Source organism: Citrobacter sp. S46_ASV_140 (assembly GCF_018919545.1).
Classification (GTDB): domain Bacteria; phylum Pseudomonadota; class Gammaproteobacteria; order Enterobacterales; family Enterobacteriaceae; genus Citrobacter; species Citrobacter braakii.
Genome location: NZ_JAHLRC010000048.1, coordinates 1 through 16,181 on the forward strand (window position 1 = coordinate 1; position 16,181 = coordinate 16,181).

A 16,181-nucleotide genomic window follows, 5' to 3' on the forward strand; every position below is an offset into this window, starting at 1 on the left:
TAACGTTTATCTATGGCGTTTTTTCAGTACAATCAGCATATATTTATAACCCTAAACCCGACGTTACCTTCCGATACAGTGAGGTAATCGGGGCGAGAAGCCCGGCTTTTGCGATGAATTTAGAAAAAATCAATGAGTTAACCGCGCAAGATATGGCGGGGGTCAATGCGACAATCCTTGAACAGCTCAATTCCGACGTGCAGCTGATCAATCAACTGGGGTACTACATCGTTAGCGGCGGCGGAAAACGCATTCGCCCAATGATCGCCGTACTCGCCGCGCGTGCAGTTGGCTACCAGGAAAATGCGCACGTTACGATTGCAGCCCTCATCGAGTTTATTCACACCGCGACCCTGTTGCACGACGATGTTGTGGATGAGTCCGACATGCGCCGCGGAAAAGCCACAGCGAATGCGGCGTTTGGCAATGCGGCCAGCGTGCTGGTCGGCGATTTTATCTATACCCGCGCTTTTCAGATGATGACCAGCCTCGGTTCGCTGAAAGTGCTGGAAGTCATGTCGAAAGCGGTCAACGTCATCGCCGAAGGTGAAGTCTTGCAGTTGATGAACGTCAACGACCCGGACATCACTGAAGAAAACTATATGCGCGTTATCTACAGTAAGACCGCGCGTTTGTTTGAAGCGGCTGCCCAATGCTCTGGCATTCTGGCTGGTTGCAGCGAAGAACAAGAGAAAGGGTTGCAGGATTATGGCCGTTATCTCGGTACCGCTTTCCAGTTAATTGACGATTTGCTGGATTACAACGCGGATGGCGAGCAACTGGGTAAAAACGTCGGTGATGACCTCAACGAGGGTAAACCAACGCTGCCGCTGCTGCATGCCATGCGCCACGGCACCCCTGAACAAGCACAAATGATCCGCCAGGCTATTGAGCAGGGTAATGGCCGTCACCTTCTGGAGCCTGTTCTGGAAGCGATGAACGCCTGTGGTTCCCTGGAGTGGACTCGCCAACGTGCAGAAGAAGAGGCTGATAAGGCCATCGCTGCGCTGCAGGTACTGCCTGATACGCCGTGGAGAGAAGCGCTGATTGGTCTGGCGCATATCGCCGTACAGCGCGACCGTTAATACCCTGCGGCATCTTTCATCATCCCGTGCCCTGCACGGGATGCTTTTATAAATTCCAATAAATACTTCCCCCCCTCTCCAGCAATCTTCGCATAAATTTGGCATATTCTGAATATACTCACACTTTACATGAACATTTTAGAACATTCGTTCTCCGGGCGTTATAGTATCTCCACAACCGATCGTGGAACCATAAGTCGATAACCAAAGGAGAGATGAGTTTATGGAAAACAAGCTGATTGACTGGCATCCGGCCGATATCATCGCCGGACTGCGCAAGAAAGGGACCTCAATGGCCGCTGAATCACGTAAAAATGGATTAAGCTCATCAACGCTGGCCAATGCGTTAACACGCCCATGGCCAAAAGGTGAGTTGATTATCGCCCGATCGTTGGGAACCGACCCGTGGGTGATTTGGCCGTCACGCTATCACGATGCAAAAACACATGAGTTTATCGACAGAACGCGGATGATGAGGGGACGCAAAGAGAAACAGAATCCTGAATGAACACTGATGAGTAGTAACCCCCGGTTCACAGAACTGGGGGTTACAAGAGACGTAGACGATTAATCGCCTTTCACGCGCTCAATGTTTGCGCCCAGCGCGCGCAGTTTATCTTCGATGCGCTCATAGCCGCGATCGATGTGATAAATACGATCGACTACCGTCGTACCTTCAGCAATACACCCTGCCAGCACGAGGCTTGCAGATGCGCGCAGATCGGTCGCCATAACCTGTGCGCCGGAGAGCGTTTCCACGCCGTGGCAAATCACGGTATTGCTTTCGATTTCTGCGTGAGCGCCCATACGGCTCAGCTCAGGCACGTGCATAAAGCGGTTCTCAAACACGGTTTCCGTGATGAAACCCGTCCCTTCTGCCACCAGGTTCAGCAACGTGAACTGGGCCTGCATATCGGTAGGGAACGCCGGGTGCGGCGCTGTGCGCACATTGACAGCTTTCGGACGTTTACCGTGCATGTCCAGGCTGATCCAGTCGTCACCGACTTCAATATCCGCTCCCGCATCACGCAGCTTCGCCAGAACGGCATCCAGCGTGTCAGGTTGTGCATTGCGGCAGATAATTTTGCCGCGAGAAATTGCCGCTGCGACCAGGAAAGTACCGGTTTCGATGCGGTCAGGCAGAACGCGATACACACCGCCGCCGAGGCGCTCAACGCCTTCGATGGTAATACGATCGGTACCCTGGCCTGTGATTTTTGCGCCCAGCGCAATCAGGAAGTTCGCGGTATCCACGATCTCCGGTTCACGCGCGGCGTTTTCGATGATGGTAGTGCCTTCGGCAAGCGTTGCTGCGCACATGATAGTGACCGTCGCGCCGACGCTCACTTTGTCCATGACGATATGCGCGCCTTTCAGACGGCCATCAACGGACGCTTTCACATAGCCTTCTTCAAGCTTAATAGTCGCGCCTAACTGCTCCAAACCAGTAATGTGCAGGTCAACCGGACGCGCACCGATGGTACAGCCGCCCGGCAGTGAAACCTGGCCCTGGCCAAAGCGGGCAACCAGCGGCCCAAGCGCCCAGATGGATGCACGCATGGTTTTGACCAGATCGTACGGCGCACAGAAGACGTTCACGTCACGCGCATCAATGTGCACAGAACCATTACGCTCAACTTTCGCCCCCAACTGGCTCAGCAGCTTCATTGAGGTGTCAACATCCTTCAGTTTCGGGACGTTCTGGATCTCTACAGGTTCTTCAGCCAGCAGCGCCGCAAACAGGATCGGCAGCGCGGCGTTTTTAGCGCCTGAAATTGTGACTTCGCCCTGGAGCTTGGTTGGCCCCTGAACACGAAATTTATCCATTATTCTGTTCTCTGTTAAGAATTTATCTTCGCTACCGGCATATCACCCGTAGCTCAAAAACCGTTAAGTTTGCGATCGCGCGCCCATTCCGCTGGAGTAAACGCCTTAATCGACACGGCATGAATGCGGTTGTCCGCAATGTACTCCATCAACGGGCCATAGACCGATTGCTGTTTCTTGACCCGGCTCATGCCTTCAAACATCTCACCCACGGCAATAACCTGAAAGTGACTGCCGTCGCCAGAAACGTGGACTTCCTGGAGGGAGAGTGCATTCATCAGCACGCTCTGAATTTCATTATTTTCCATGGGCTCTTCATTCGTCAGATAGTGAAAACAGCCCAACATCTTAGAGCAAAGTGGCGCTGTCATAAATAAGCAAAAAGCCCCGCTGATAAATCAGACAAGGCTTTAGTGGCAGATCCCCCGCTGAGGAGTTGCCGGATGGCGGCACAAGACCTTATCCGGCTTACAAAAATTAACGCGGAAGTACGTCGTCAGGCAAATTGTAAAGCTGCGCCAGCGTGTACACTTTATCGTTAACGCCAGCGAGCGAAACGCTGTTCCCCTGCTGCTTGCCCTCATTAATCAGGTGCAGCAGTAATGCCAGACCACCGGTATCCACCCGGGAAATCTGGTTCAGGTCGATGCAGGATACCCCTTTCATCGCCTCAACTCGCGCATCCCATAATGGGTTTAACACGTCCTGATCCAGCTCTCCCACCAGCACCAGCTTGTCGCCTTCACGCATCCAGGTGAGTGACTGCGTCATTATTTTTTCTCTTCCAGCGTGATTTTCTGCTGAGAAATAGATTTCAGCTGTGCCGTCAGGCCATCAATACCTTTCGTACGCAGCAGGTCGCTCCACTCATTCTGTTTGGTGGTGATCATACTTACGCCTTCAGCAATCATGTCATACGCCTGCCAGTTACCCGTCTGGGAATTTTTACGCCACTGGAAATCCAGACGTACCGGAGGACGACCGTTTGGATCGATGATGGTTACGCGGATAGGCACGATGGTCGCATCTCCCAGCGGCTGCTCAGGGGCAATCTGATAGGTCTGGCCGTGGTACATCGCCAGCGCCTGACCGTACGCCTGCTTCAGATATTCACGGAATGCGGCGAAATAGGCGTCACGCTGAGCCGGTGTCGCATCTTTGTAGTAGCGGCCCAGTACCAGTGCACCTGCATACTTAACCTGCACGTAAGGCAGCAGTTCCTGATCAACCACCTGACGCAGGTAATCCGGGTTGGAACGGATTTTAGGTTGCTCGTTCTTCAGACGGTCAAACGTCTTCTGCGCCGCCTCATCCATCAGTTTGTACGGGTTCGTCTGGTCCGCTGCGGTTGCCGCGCTAAGTGGAGCAATCACCAGCATAGCCACCATCATCAATCGTTTAAACATACGTCGATTCTCCTGAGATTATTTCGTTGCGCCCGCAGGCGTAGTGGCTTCATTATTGCCTTCAGTTGCGGCTGGCGCATCGCCAGAATTCTTATTGTCATCACCTTTACTGTTGCTGTTGTAAAGGAACTGACCAATCATATCTTCCAGCACCATCGCAGATTTCGTGTCCTGAATCGTACCGCCATCTTTGAGGATAGACGTTCCCAGCTCAGGATCTTCAAAACCTACGTTCAATGCCAGATACTGCTCGCCCAACAGACCGGAAGTACGGATGCTCAGAGAACTGGTGTCAGGAATATGGTTAAAACGCGATTCAATTTCCAGCGTCACGCGCGGCAGGTACGTTTTCTGATCTAACGAGATGTCCGATACGCGTCCTACCACGACCCCGCCAATCCGCACCGGAGAGCGCTCTCTCAGACCGCCGATATTATCAAAGGTCGCATAAATCGTATAAGTCGGTTCAGTACGCATTGAGGTGACGTTCGCCGCCTTCAGGCAGACAAACAGCGCGGCCAGCAGCGCAACCAGCAGGAATAACCCGACCCAAATTTCATTTTTTTTCGTTTGCATGAACTCAATTCCCAAACATCAGTGCGGTCAGCACAAAATCCAGCCCCAAAACGGCAAGAGAGGCGTGCACTACGGTGCGTGTCGTTGCCCGGCTAATCCCGGCAGAGGTCGGGATAGCATCATAACCATTGAACAATGCAATCCAGGTGACCGTAATGGCAAACACCACGCTCTTAATCAGACAGTTGACCAGATCCAGACGCCAGTCGACGGCATTTTGCATAGCCGACCAGAAAAAGCCTGCATCAATACCTTTCCAGCTTACGCCAACCAACGACCCCCCCCAGATCCCCACCGCGACAAATATAATCGTCAGTAGCGGCAATGAAATGACACCGGCCCAAAAACGCGGGGAGATCACTCGGCGCAGTGGGTCGACGGCCATCATTTCCAGGCTGGAAAGCTGCTCGGTCGCCCGCATCAGGCCAATCTCTGCGGTTAAGGCCGATCCGGCCCGCCCGGCAAACAACAGCGCCGCAACCACCGGCCCCAGCTCACGTAGCAATGACAGCGCCACCAGCATACCGAGGCTGGTTTCCGCACTGTAGGTCGTCAGCACCAGGTATCCCTGCAACCCCAGCACCATGCCGATGAACACGCCAGAAACAATAATGATCAGCATCGATAAGACACCGACATTATAGAGCTGGCGTATCAGCAGCGGCGCATGTTTGCGAAACTCCGGCTTGCCGACAACTGCATTGAACAACATTAATCCGGCTCGCCCGAACGTCCTGAGGGTTTTTATTCCCCGATGTCCGAGTGATGCCAGCGCATTTAACAACATGGGTGGCTTAACTCCCTGTTTTGAGTAAATCGATGTGGTAGTCGCCCGCCGGGTAACGGAACGGAACCGGTCCATCGGCAATGCCATCGAGGAACTGACGCACACGCGGATCGGCATTTTCTTGCAGCGCCTGAGCACTACCGTAGGCCACTATTTTTTTGTCCGCCATAATATAGGCGTAATCCGCAATACTCAGCACCTCTGGCACATCATGGGAAACCACCACGCAGGTAACGCCCAGCGCGCTGTTCAGTTCAGAAATCAGCTTCACCAGCACGCCCATGGTGATGGGATCCTGGCCGACGAACGGCTCATCAAACATAATAAGGTCTGGCTCCAGCGCGATAGCACGTGCTAACGCGGCACGACGCGCCATCCCACCGGATAATTCAGAAGGCATTAATTTTGCTGCGCCCCGCAGGCCAACGGCCTCGAGCTTCATCATTACCGTGCTTTTCAGCAGCGGCGCAGGCAGCGTTGTATGCTCGCGCAACGGGTATGCAACGTTGTCAAACACATTCATATCAGTAAACAGCGCACCAGACTGGAATAGCATGCTCATGCGCTTACGCACGGTAAATAAACGCGAACGGGACATGGCCGGGACATTTTCGCCGTCAAACAGGATCTCGCCCTTATCCGGGGAGATTTGTCCGCCGATCAGACGCAACAGCGTCGTTTTGCCGATGCCTGATGGCCCCATGATCGCCGTCACCTTACCACGCGGCACCGTCAGGGAAATATTATCAAAGATGCAGCGGTCGCCTCGGGAAAAGCTGACATCGCGCATATCGATTAGATTCGCCACAGACTGACCCATTGATTCATCCTTTACTATTGCCTCGTTGATCGAAGAGTTTGGCGCTCAATTTAGCCCTGAACCCAACATATTTACAGATTATTACCTGTCCTGGTTAGCGAAAGCTGGCATTTGTTTTACTTTTTAGCCGCATAAAGTCAAAATTAAGAATTCGTGACGGCTTCCAGAAATCCTTCAAGTGGACCGGCGAGTATACCTGAAGAAAGGACTTTAGATGCTTTTAGCGACGGCGCTGTTAATAATTGGTTTACTTCTGGTGGTCTACGGTGCCGACCGACTGGTATTTGCCGCATCCATTTTATGTCGAAACTTCGGTATTCCCCCCATTATCATCGGGATGACCGTGGTCAGTATTGGTACATCGTTACCCGAGATAATTGTCTCCGTTGCCGCATCGATGAACGGGCAGCTTGATTTAGCCGTCGGTACCGCCATCGGCTCTAACATTACCAACATTCTGCTTATTTTAGGCCTGTCGGCGCTGATTCATCCTTTTACCGTGCATTCTGATGTTCTGCGTCGTGAATTACCGCTAATGTTGCTGGTAAGCATCTTAGCCGCATCGGTCCTGTATGACGGGCAATTGAGTCGCAGCGATGGTTTCTTTCTTCTGCTTCTGGCCGTGCTATGGCTGTTATTCATTGTTAAAATCGCCCGTCTGGCTGAGCGACAAGGTAACGACAGCCTGACCCGCGAGCAGATCGCGGAACTGCCGCGCGAAGGTGGGTTACCGGTCGCCTTTTTGTGGTTGGGTATTGCGCTAATTATTATGCCAATGGCAACGCGTATGGTGGTAGATAACGCAACCGTACTGGCGAACTACTTCGCCATGAGCGAACTCACCATCGGGCTGACGGTTGTCGCTATTGGTACCAGCCTGCCGGAGCTGGCAACAGCAATTGCGGGTCTGCGTAAAGGTGAAAACGATATTGCCGTCGGCAACATCATCGGCGCGAACATTTTTAATATTGTTATCGTCCTCGGACTGCCGGCGCTGATTACGCCGGGTGAAGTCAATCCGATGGCCTTCACCCGTGACTATAGCGTCATGCTGCTGGTGAGCGTAATTTTTGCACTACTCTGCTGGCGACGTCCGCGCCAGATTGGTCGCGGCGCGGGTGCGCTGCTGACCGGCGGTTTTATCATATGGCTGGCGATGCTGTATTGGTTATCGCCACTTCTCGTTGGATAACTGGAAACGCATTATGTCGCACTTAGAGTTGCAACCGGGTTTTGACTTTCAGCAAGCAGGCAAGGAAGTCCTGGCAATTGAACGTGAAGGCCTGGCGGAGCTTGATCAGTACATTAACCAAAATTTTACTCTCGCCTGCGAGAAAATATTCAGCTGCCCGGGCAAAGTTGTAGTGATGGGGATGGGGAAATCTGGACATATCGGGCGGAAAATGGCGGCCACATTTGCCAGCACCGGCACCCCCTCATTTTTCGTGCATCCAGGCGAAGCCGCACATGGCGATCTGGGCATGGTCTCGCCGCAGGATGTAGTCATCGCCATCTCTAACTCCGGTGAATCCAATGAGATAGCGGCGTTAATCCCGGTGTTAAAACGTCTTCATGTACCGCTTATCTGCATGACCGGTCGTCCGGAAAGCAGCATGGCGCGTGCGGCAGATGTGCATCTGTGTGTTAAAGTGCCCAAGGAAGCTTGCCCGTTAGGCCTGGCGCCGACCAGCAGCACGACCGCAACGCTGGTGATGGGCGATGCGCTAGCCGTGGCATTATTAAAAGCGCGTGGCTTTACCGCGGAAGATTTTGCGTTATCTCATCCCGGTGGCGCACTAGGCCGTAAGCTTTTACTGCGCGTTAACGATATTATGCATACGGGCGATGAGATCCCGCATGTGACTAAAAGCGCCAGCCTGCGTGACGCCTTACTTGAGATCACGCGTAAAAATCTCGGCATGACCGTCATTTGCGATGATGACATGAAGATTGACGGTATTTTCACCGATGGCGATTTACGTCGCGTCTTCGATATGGGCGTTGATGTTCGCCAGTTAGGCATTGCCGATGTGATGACCCCTGGCGGCATTCGCGTGCGTCCGGGCATTCTTGCCGTCGATGCCCTGAACTTAATGCAGTCCCGCCATATCACCTCGGTAATGGTTGCTGATGGCGACCGGTTACTTGGTGTGTTACATATGCATGATCTGCTGCGTGCAGGTGTAGTGTAAGAAACTCAAGGATAAAGAAAATGAGTAAAGCAGGTGCGTCGCTTGCGACCTGTTATGGACCCGTCAGCACAGACGTTATCACCCGGGCAGAGAACATCCGTTTACTGATCCTGGATGTGGATGGCGTACTGTCTGATGGTCTGATTTATATGGGCAACAACGGTGAAGAGCTGAAGGCTTTTAACGTCCGCGATGGTTACGGAATTCGCTGTGCGCTCACTTCCGGTATCGAGGTTGCCATTATTACCGGACGAAAGGCTAAACTTGTAGAAGATCGCTGTGCCACATTGGGGATCACGCATTTGTATCAGGGGCAGTCAGACAAACTGGTCGCCTTTAACGATCTCCTTAGCAAACTGGCGATCGCTCCTGAAAATGTTGCGTACGTTGGCGATGATCTGATCGACTGGCCGGTGATGGCGCAAGTGGGATTAAGCGTGGCGGTGGCGGATGCTCATCCTTTGCTGATCCCGCGGGCCGATTATGTCACCCGCATCGATGGGGGACGCGGCGCGGTACGTGAAGTCTGCGATTTATTACTCCTGGCGCAGGGCAAACTGGACGAGGCCAAAGGGCAATCGATATGAGCAAAACCAGACGTTGGGTTATCATTCTACTGTCGCTGGCTGTCCTTGTGATGATTGGTATTAATCTGGCAGACAAAGACGACACCGCTGAGGTCGTCGTAAATAACAACGAGCCAACCTATAAGAGCGAACATACTGATACCGTTGTGTATAGTCCCGAAGGCGCACTGAGCTATCACTTGATCGCGCAAAACGTTGAATATTATTCGGAACAAGCGGTTTCGTGGTTTACTCAACCGGTATTAACCACATTTGATAAGGATAAAGTACCGACCTGGACGATCAAGGCTGATAAAGCCAAATTGACCAACGATCGGATGCTATATCTGTACGGCCATGTTGAGGTCAACGCCCTGGTGCCCGACTCTCAACTACGCAGAATTACGACCGATAACGCACAGATTAACCTGGTGACACAAGACGTCACTTCCGATGATCTCGTCACGTTATATGGCACAACATTTAACTCCAGCGGACTGAAGATGCGCGGCAACTTACGCAGCAAGAACGCCGAGCTGATTGAAAAGGTTAGAACCTCATATGAAATCCAAAACAAACAAACTCAGCCTTAATCTTGTGCTTGCCAGCGCACTTCTGGCCGCCAGCATCCCGGCATTCGCCGTCACCGGCGATACCGAGCAGCCGATTCACATTGAGTCGGACCAGCAGTCCCTTGATATGCAAGGCAACGTGGTGACCTTTACTGGCAATGTGATTGTGACTCAGGGCACCATCAAAATTAACGCCGATAAAGTCGTCGTGACCCGCCCTGGCGGTGAAGACGGTAAAGAAGTCATTGATGGCTATGGTAATCCTGCAACCTTTTACCAGATGCAGGACAACGGTAAACCGGTTAAAGGCCACGCCTCACACATGCATTATGAACTGGCGAAAGACTTCGTCGTTCTCACCGGTAAGGCTTACCTGGAACAGCTCGATAGCAACATCACAGGCGATAAGATCACCTATCTGGTGAAAGAGCAGAAAATGCAGGCCTTCAGCGATAAAGGCAAACGCGTCACCACCGTTCTGGTACCGTCGCAGTTGCAGGACAAAAACAAGGCTCCGGCAGAGAAAAAAGGTAACTGATTCGTTATGGCAACATTAACTGCAAAGAACCTTGCAAAAGCCTATAAGGGCCGCCGTGTGGTGGAAGATGTCAGTCTGACCGTCAACTCCGGGGAGATCGTCGGTCTGCTCGGTCCTAACGGTGCGGGCAAGACAACGACCTTTTACATGGTGGTCGGCATTGTCCCACGTGATGCGGGCAACATTATCATTGATGATGAAGACATCAGCCTGCTGCCTCTGCATGCGCGCGCGCGTCGCGGCATCGGCTACTTGCCGCAGGAAGCGTCTATTTTCCGTCGCCTGAGCGTGTTTGATAACCTGATGGCGGTGCTGCAAATTCGTGACGATCTTACCAGCGAGCAGCGGGAAGATCGCGCCAACGAGCTGATGGAAGAGTTCCACATCGAACACCTGCGTGACAGCATGGGACAGTCGCTCTCCGGTGGTGAACGACGCCGCGTGGAGATCGCCCGCGCACTGGCCGCGAATCCGAAATTTATCCTGCTGGATGAACCGTTTGCCGGTGTTGACCCGATTTCCGTTATTGATATCAAACGGATCATCGAACACCTGCGCGACAGCGGGCTTGGGGTGCTGATTACCGACCATAACGTTCGCGAAACGCTGGCAGTGTGTGAGCGCGCCTACATCGTGAGTCAGGGCCACCTGATCGCGCATGGCACGCCAACAGAAATACTGCAGGATGAGCACGTTAAACGCGTATACCTTGGGGAAGACTTCAGACTCTGATAGGGTAGAAGACTTCACGTCACCGCAGGAGAGAACAACTCTGAACATGAAGCAAGGTTTGCAACTCAGGCTTAGCCAACAACTGGCGATGACGCCTCAGCTACAACAGGCTATCCGTCTGTTGCAGCTGTCCACGCTGGAACTTCAGCAAGAACTTCAGCAAGCGCTGGAAAGTAACCCACTGCTCGAGCAAACCGATCTTCACGACGAAATTGATACCCAGGAAAAACAGGACAGCGAATCCCTCGACACCGCAGATGCTCTCGAACAAAAAGAGATGCCAGAGGAGCTGCCGCTTGACGCCAGTTGGGATGAAATTTACACCGCCGGTACGCCTTCTGGCACCAGCGGGGATTACATCGACGACGAACTGCCTGTGTATCAGGGTGAGACCACGCAATCGCTGCAGGATTACCTGATGTGGCAAGTGGAGCTGACCCCGTTCTCGGATACCGATCGCGCAATTGCGACATCCATTGTTGATGCGGTAGACGAAACCGGTTATCTCACCGTAACCCTGGACGATATTCTCGAAAGCATGGGCGATGACGACGTCGGCATGGACGAAATCGAAGCCGTGCTTAAACGCATTCAGCGTTTTGATCCCGTAGGCGTGGCGGCCAAAGATCTCCGCGACTGCTTACTGATCCAACTTTCACAGTTTGATAAAGCCACGCCGTGGCTGGAAGAAGCGCGCCTGATCATCAGCGATCACCTCGATCTGTTAGCCAACCATGACTTCCGCACGCTGATGCGCGTAACCCGGCTGAAAGAAGATGTGCTGAAAGAAGCCGTCAATCTTATTCAGTCCCTGGACCCCAGACCTGGGCAGTCTATCCAGACCGGGGAGCCAGAATACGTTATTCCGGATGTACTGGTGCGTAAGCATAACGATCGCTGGGTGGTCGAACTCAACGGCGACAGCATTCCACGGTTGCAGATTAACCAGCACTACGCCGCCATGTGCAACAGCGCGCGCAACGATGCTGACAGCCAGTTTATTCGTAGCAATCTGCAGGATGCGAAGTGGCTGATTAAAAGCCTGGAAAGTCGCAATGATACGCTGCTGCGCGTCAGTCGCTGCATCGTTGAACAGCAGCAAGCCTTCTTTGATCAAGGCGAAGAGTTTATGAAACCGATGGTGCTGGCGGATATCGCCCAGGCCGTCGAGATGCACGAATCGACCATTTCCCGAGTGACCACGCAAAAGTATCTGCACAGTCCGCGCGGCATTTTTGAATTGAAGTATTTCTTTTCCAGTCACGTTAACACTGAAGGCGGAGGCGAAGCCTCATCCACAGCTATACGTGCACTGGTGAAGAAATTAATTGCTGCGGAAAACCCCGCGAAACCGCTGAGTGACAGCAAGTTAACCTCTATGCTGTCAGAACAGGGTATCATGGTGGCACGCCGCACTGTTGCGAAGTACCGAGAGTCTTTATCCATTCCGCCGTCGAACCAGCGCAAACAGCTGGTCTGACCCAACCGATAAGGAAGACACTATGCAGCTCAACATCACTGGAAACAACGTCGAAATCACTGAAGCCTTACGCGATTTTGTTAATACAAAATTCGCCAAGCTAGAACAATATTTCGACCGGATTAATCAGGTCTATATTGTGTTGAAAGTGGAGAAGGTGACACATATCTCGGATGCAACACTGCATGTGAACGGTGGCGAAATTCATGCCAGCGCGGAAGGTCAGGATATGTACGCCGCCATTGACGGTTTAATTGATAAACTGGCTCGGCAGTTAACAAAACATAAAGATAAACTGAAACAGCACTAACTTGTCCGGGCAGTTAGCGGGTGCAGGACGGCCTGTTGTGTAGCACAACGGGCCATTTGTACAGTTAGCGCTTAGGTGAAATTATGACAAATAACGATACGACTCTACAACTGAGCAATGTTCTTAACCAGGAATGTACACGCGCTGGCGTTCACTGCCAAAGCAAGAAACGCGCGCTGGAAATCATCAGCGAACTGGCGGCAAAACAGCTCAGCTTGCCCTCTCAGGTGGTATTTGAAGCCATTCTGACACGTGAAAAAATGGGCAGTACCGGCATCGGTAATGGAATTGCTATCCCGCACGGAAAGCTGGAAGAAGACACGATGCGCGCAGTTGGCGTGTTTGTGCAACTTGAAACGCCAATTGCTTTCGACGCCATTGATAATCAACCCGTCGATCTGCTTTTCGCCCTGCTGGTTCCGGCAGACCAAACCAAGACGCATTTGCATACGTTGTCGCTGGTCGCCAAACGTCTGGCCGATAAAACCATCTGCCGCCGCCTGCGCGCAGCACAGAGTGACCAGGAGTTGTATCAAATCATCACGGACACCGAAGGTGGACTGGATGAAGCATAACAACCCAATGGCATCCTTTTTTGTCGTTGTGAGGAGAAACAGTACATGGTACTGATGATCGTCAGCGGTCGTTCGGGGTCAGGAAAATCTGTCGCCCTGCGAGCGCTGGAAGATATGGGTTTTTACTGCGTGGATAACCTTCCCGTAGTGCTGTTGCCCGATCTGGCTCGTACTCTGGCCGATCGCCAGATTTCTGCGGCCGTCAGCATTGATGTGCGCAACATGCCTGAGTCCCCAGAGATTTTCGAGCAGGCAATGAACAATCTGCCTGAAGGCTTCTCACCACAGTTGCTGTTCCTTGACGCCGATCGTAACACCCTGATTCGCCGCTACAGCGACACGCGTCGCCTGCATCCTCTTTCCAGCAAGAACTTATCTCTGGAGAGCGCTATCGATAAGGAAAGCGATTTGCTGGAGCCTCTGCGCTCTCGTGCTGACCTGATCGTGGATACCTCCGAAATGTCCGTGCACGAACTGGCGGAAATGTTGCGTACCCGCCTGCTGGGCAAGCGTGAACGCGAATTGACGATGGTATTCGAATCCTTTGGTTTCAAACACGGTATCCCAATTGACGCGGATTACGTCTTTGACGTGCGCTTCCTGCCTAACCCGCACTGGGATCCGAAGCTGCGCCCGATGACCGGTCTTGACCGCCCCGTTGCCGCCTTCCTTGACAGGCACACAGAAGTACACAATTTTATCTACCAGACTCGCAGCTATCTTGAGCTATGGTTACCCATGCTGGAGACCAACAACCGCAGCTACCTCACCGTAGCTATCGGCTGTACCGGCGGGAAACACCGTTCGGTGTATATTGCAGAGCAGCTGGCAGACTACTTCCGCTCACGCGGTAAAAACGTACAGTCACGCCATCGTACGCTGGAAAAACGTAAATCATGACCGTGAAGCAAACCGTTGAAATCACGAATAAGCTGGGTATGCATGCTCGCCCAGCCATGAAACTGTTTGAATTGATGCAGGGTTTTGAAGCAGAAGTTTTGCTGCGTAATGATGAAGGAACGGAAGCCGAGGCAAACAGTGTTATCGCTCTGCTGATGCTGGATTCCGCCAAAGGGCGTCAGATAGAAGTTGAAGCCACGGGTCCACAGGAAGTGGAAGCCCTGGCAGCGGTGATTGCCCTGTTTAATTCAGGGTTTGATGAAGATTAGCCGAGTACCTGAAGCGCTGCGCTCATCAGGCCTACACGGCAACGTCACACTCCCGTAGGCCGGATCCGTATCCGGCAATAAACCCATTAATACAGCTTATTTTCCCGCATAAACGACTCACCGCCTAGCTGGCGCATTTGGCGCATAATCCACGCCTGACGGCTACGTACATAACCAGAAGGCGCATTCGCTTTAAAACGCAAAGGATTGGGTAATACCGCCGCCAGCAAGGCCGCTTCAGACAGACTCAGCCGACTGGCTGGCTTATGGAAATAGCGCTGCGCCGCTGCCTCCACGCCGAAAACCCCATCACCAAACTCAGCAATATTCAGGTAAACGGTCAGAATACGCTTCTTGCTCCAGACGGTTTCCATACCCAGCGTTAGCCCGGCTTCGAGACCTTTACGCACCCAGCTACGTCCATCCCACAGAAAGAGGTTTTTTGCCGTCTGTTGCGATAACGTCGACGCCCCGCGAATACGGTTTTCATTACGTTCGTTGTGCGCCAGCGCTTTCTCTATGGCGGAAACATCGAATCCCCAGTGCTCGGGAAACTTCTGGTCCTCCGCGGCGATCACCGCCAGTCCCATCCACGGTGAGATCTCATCCATGCTCACCCAGTCTGAGTGCGCCACATAACCGAAATCACCGGACAGCCATGCGCTCAGTTGCCGCTCGACCATCACGGCAGAGAAAGGGACTGGCATCACGCTGAAAAGTGCGATGCCCCCGCCCCAGAATACGGCGAGGACAACGACCGCCCGCAGAAAGATACGTCGCAGAAAGGCGGTAACTCCTTTTCTCATTCAGCCAGCACCAGCACACGTGATACCAGTTTATCGATACCACTCGCGGCCTGAGCGATGTCCTGCGCCAGCATATAGGCGGGAGTGGTGACGATTTTGTTGTCTTCATCAACGACAATGTCATCAACCGGACAAGGCACATGTTCTGCGCCCATCTCTTCCAGCACCTCTGCCGTATCAATATCAGTACCGATGGTCAGACGCAGCGGAAAGTCAAAAATTTTAGGTAACATTGCAGGCGCAATGCACATAAATCCCAGCGGCTTACCCGCCTGATGCATAGCCACCGCCAGCGCAGCTAAGTCGCTATCAACCCGGCACTCACTGCCCTGGCTGGCAAAATTGCTCAGATTTTTGGCCGCGCCAAACCCGCCTGGCACGATCAACGCATCCAGTTCCGTTGAGACTGCCTGAGCAAGTGGGCGAATATCACCGCGTGTTATACGGGCGGCTTCAATCAGCACATTACGCGTTTCCTGCATCGGTTCGCCGGTCAGATGATTAATCACATCCGCTTGTTGTTTATCCGGTGCAAAACAGACGGCCTGAGCGCCGTTGCGGGCAATCGCCAGAAGCGTGAGAACAGTTTCATGGATCTCTGCGCCGTCATACACGCCGCATCCGCTGAGCACTACACCCACTTTTTTCATCGTGATACTCCTTTCTCAACTGGCTGAAACATATTAGTTATTATGATTTAAATGCTACGCTTCACACATTTAACTGATTCATGTAACAAA

22 protein-coding genes are annotated in these 16,181 nt (G+C 52.7%); 13 read left to right on the plus strand and 9 right to left on the minus strand.

The features are described from left to right. Positions 1 to 113: 113 nt before the first annotated feature. Positions 114 to 1,085, plus strand: coding sequence for an octaprenyl diphosphate synthase (ispB, locus tag KQJ19_RS13555; protein ID WP_019077785.1), 972 nt, complete (start codon positions 114 to 116; stop codon positions 1,083 to 1,085). Positions 1,086 to 1,308: 223 nt separating this feature from the next. Beyond that, positions 1,309 to 1,593, plus strand: a complete 285-nt coding sequence (gene sfsB, locus KQJ19_RS13560; RefSeq protein WP_016154679.1) for a DNA-binding transcriptional regulator SfsB — start codon at positions 1,309 to 1,311, stop codon at positions 1,591 to 1,593. A gap of 59 nt (positions 1,594 to 1,652) precedes the next feature. Here sfsB and murA read toward each other — a convergent pair whose 3' ends face one another. The 7 genes from murA to mlaF all read right to left on the minus strand — a co-directional run bounded on the left by murA (position 1,653) and on the right by mlaF (position 6,501). Continuing rightward, on the minus strand, positions 1,653 to 2,912 hold the full coding sequence (gene murA, locus KQJ19_RS13565; RefSeq protein WP_216403756.1) for a UDP-N-acetylglucosamine 1-carboxyvinyltransferase: 1,260 nt from the start codon (positions 2,910 to 2,912) through the stop codon (positions 1,653 to 1,655). A 53-nt stretch (positions 2,913 to 2,965) separates the two neighbouring features. Next, positions 2,966 to 3,220, minus strand: coding sequence for a BolA family iron metabolism protein IbaG (gene ibaG, locus KQJ19_RS13570; protein ID WP_003025040.1), 255 nt, complete (start codon positions 3,218 to 3,220; stop codon positions 2,966 to 2,968). Between the two features lie 169 nt (positions 3,221 to 3,389). Continuing rightward, complete coding sequence (mlaB, locus tag KQJ19_RS13575; protein WP_016154680.1) at positions 3,390 to 3,683, minus strand: lipid asymmetry maintenance protein MlaB; 294 nt, start codon at positions 3,681 to 3,683, stop codon at positions 3,390 to 3,392. Beyond that, positions 3,683 to 4,318, minus strand: a complete 636-nt coding sequence (gene mlaC / locus KQJ19_RS13580) for a phospholipid-binding protein MlaC (protein ID WP_016154681.1) — start codon at positions 4,316 to 4,318, stop codon at positions 3,683 to 3,685. Before mlaC ends, mlaB begins: the two co-directional genes overlap by 1 nt. An 18-nt stretch (positions 4,319 to 4,336) precedes the next feature. Beyond that, on the minus strand, positions 4,337 to 4,894 hold the full coding sequence (gene mlaD / locus KQJ19_RS13585; protein WP_016154682.1) for an outer membrane lipid asymmetry maintenance protein MlaD: 558 nt from the start codon (positions 4,892 to 4,894) through the stop codon (positions 4,337 to 4,339). 4 nt (positions 4,895 to 4,898) lie between these two features. After that, complete coding sequence (gene mlaE / locus KQJ19_RS13590) at positions 4,899 to 5,681, minus strand: lipid asymmetry maintenance ABC transporter permease subunit MlaE (protein WP_003025053.1); 783 nt, start codon at positions 5,679 to 5,681, stop codon at positions 4,899 to 4,901. A 7-nt stretch (positions 5,682 to 5,688) separates the two neighbouring features. Beyond that, positions 5,689 to 6,501, minus strand: a complete 813-nt coding sequence (gene mlaF, locus KQJ19_RS13595) for a phospholipid ABC transporter ATP-binding protein MlaF (protein ID WP_016154683.1) — start codon at positions 6,499 to 6,501, stop codon at positions 5,689 to 5,691. 214 nt (positions 6,502 to 6,715) lie between these two features. Here mlaF and KQJ19_RS13600 point away from each other — a divergent pair, with 214 nt between their 5' ends. From KQJ19_RS13600 to npr, 11 genes are all read left to right on the plus strand, one after another. Then, on the plus strand, positions 6,716 to 7,693 hold the full coding sequence (locus tag KQJ19_RS13600) for a calcium/sodium antiporter (protein ID WP_016154684.1): 978 nt from the start codon (positions 6,716 to 6,718) through the stop codon (positions 7,691 to 7,693). A gap of 13 nt (positions 7,694 to 7,706) precedes the next feature. Continuing rightward, on the plus strand, positions 7,707 to 8,693 hold the full coding sequence (gene kdsD, locus KQJ19_RS13605; RefSeq protein WP_016154685.1) for an arabinose-5-phosphate isomerase KdsD: 987 nt from the start codon (positions 7,707 to 7,709) through the stop codon (positions 8,691 to 8,693). A gap of 20 nt (positions 8,694 to 8,713) precedes the next feature. Continuing rightward, on the plus strand, positions 8,714 to 9,280 hold the full coding sequence (gene kdsC / locus KQJ19_RS13610; protein WP_046276014.1) for a 3-deoxy-manno-octulosonate-8-phosphatase KdsC: 567 nt from the start codon (positions 8,714 to 8,716) through the stop codon (positions 9,278 to 9,280). Next, positions 9,277 to 9,852 carry an LPS export ABC transporter periplasmic protein LptC gene (lptC, locus tag KQJ19_RS13615; RefSeq protein WP_016154687.1) on the plus strand — a complete coding sequence of 192 codons (576 nt, stop codon included), beginning with the start codon at positions 9,277 to 9,279 and terminating at the stop codon, positions 9,850 to 9,852. The genes kdsC and lptC overlap by 4 nt, the downstream gene beginning before the upstream one ends. Next, positions 9,821 to 10,369 carry a lipopolysaccharide ABC transporter substrate-binding protein LptA gene (lptA, locus tag KQJ19_RS13620; protein WP_016154688.1) on the plus strand — a complete coding sequence of 183 codons (549 nt, stop codon included), beginning with the start codon at positions 9,821 to 9,823 and terminating at the stop codon, positions 10,367 to 10,369. The genes lptC and lptA overlap by 32 nt, the downstream gene beginning before the upstream one ends. A gap of 6 nt (positions 10,370 to 10,375) precedes the next feature. Next, a complete protein-coding gene (lptB, locus tag KQJ19_RS13625) occupies positions 10,376 to 11,101 on the plus strand; it encodes an LPS export ABC transporter ATP-binding protein (RefSeq protein WP_003025073.1) in 726 nt (241 codons plus the stop codon). A gap of 46 nt (positions 11,102 to 11,147) precedes the next feature. Beyond that, complete coding sequence (rpoN, locus tag KQJ19_RS13630; protein WP_016154689.1) at positions 11,148 to 12,581, plus strand: RNA polymerase factor sigma-54; 1,434 nt, start codon at positions 11,148 to 11,150, stop codon at positions 12,579 to 12,581. Positions 12,582 to 12,603: 22 nt separating this feature from the next. Then, the gene (gene hpf / locus KQJ19_RS13635) at positions 12,604 to 12,891 is read left to right on the plus strand and encodes a ribosome hibernation promoting factor (RefSeq protein WP_003025078.1); all 288 of its coding nucleotides are present in this window, start codon (positions 12,604 to 12,606) and stop codon (positions 12,889 to 12,891) included. Between the two features lie 83 nt (positions 12,892 to 12,974). Further along, positions 12,975 to 13,466 (plus strand): PTS IIA-like nitrogen regulatory protein PtsN, encoded by a 492-nt coding sequence (gene ptsN / locus KQJ19_RS13640; protein ID WP_016154690.1) that lies wholly within the window; start codon positions 12,975 to 12,977, stop codon positions 13,464 to 13,466. Positions 13,467 to 13,511: 45 nt separating this feature from the next. Next, on the plus strand, positions 13,512 to 14,366 hold the full coding sequence (gene rapZ / locus KQJ19_RS13645; protein ID WP_003025085.1) for an RNase adapter RapZ: 855 nt from the start codon (positions 13,512 to 13,514) through the stop codon (positions 14,364 to 14,366). Continuing rightward, on the plus strand, positions 14,363 to 14,635 hold the full coding sequence (gene npr / locus KQJ19_RS13650) for a PTS phosphocarrier protein NPr (protein WP_003828770.1): 273 nt from the start codon (positions 14,363 to 14,365) through the stop codon (positions 14,633 to 14,635). Before rapZ ends, npr begins: the two co-directional genes overlap by 4 nt. Positions 14,636 to 14,721: 86 nt before the next feature. Here the strand turns inward: npr and mtgA are convergent, their stop codons facing one another. Both mtgA and elbB read right to left on the minus strand, forming a co-directional pair. Beyond that, positions 14,722 to 15,441 carry a monofunctional biosynthetic peptidoglycan transglycosylase gene (gene mtgA / locus KQJ19_RS13655; protein WP_016157575.1) on the minus strand — a complete coding sequence of 240 codons (720 nt, stop codon included), beginning with the start codon at positions 15,439 to 15,441 and terminating at the stop codon, positions 14,722 to 14,724. Further along, positions 15,438 to 16,091 carry an isoprenoid biosynthesis glyoxalase ElbB gene (gene elbB / locus KQJ19_RS13660; protein WP_016154692.1) on the minus strand — a complete coding sequence of 218 codons (654 nt, stop codon included), beginning with the start codon at positions 16,089 to 16,091 and terminating at the stop codon, positions 15,438 to 15,440. Before elbB ends, mtgA begins: the two co-directional genes overlap by 4 nt. Positions 16,092 to 16,181: the final 90 nt, after the last annotated feature.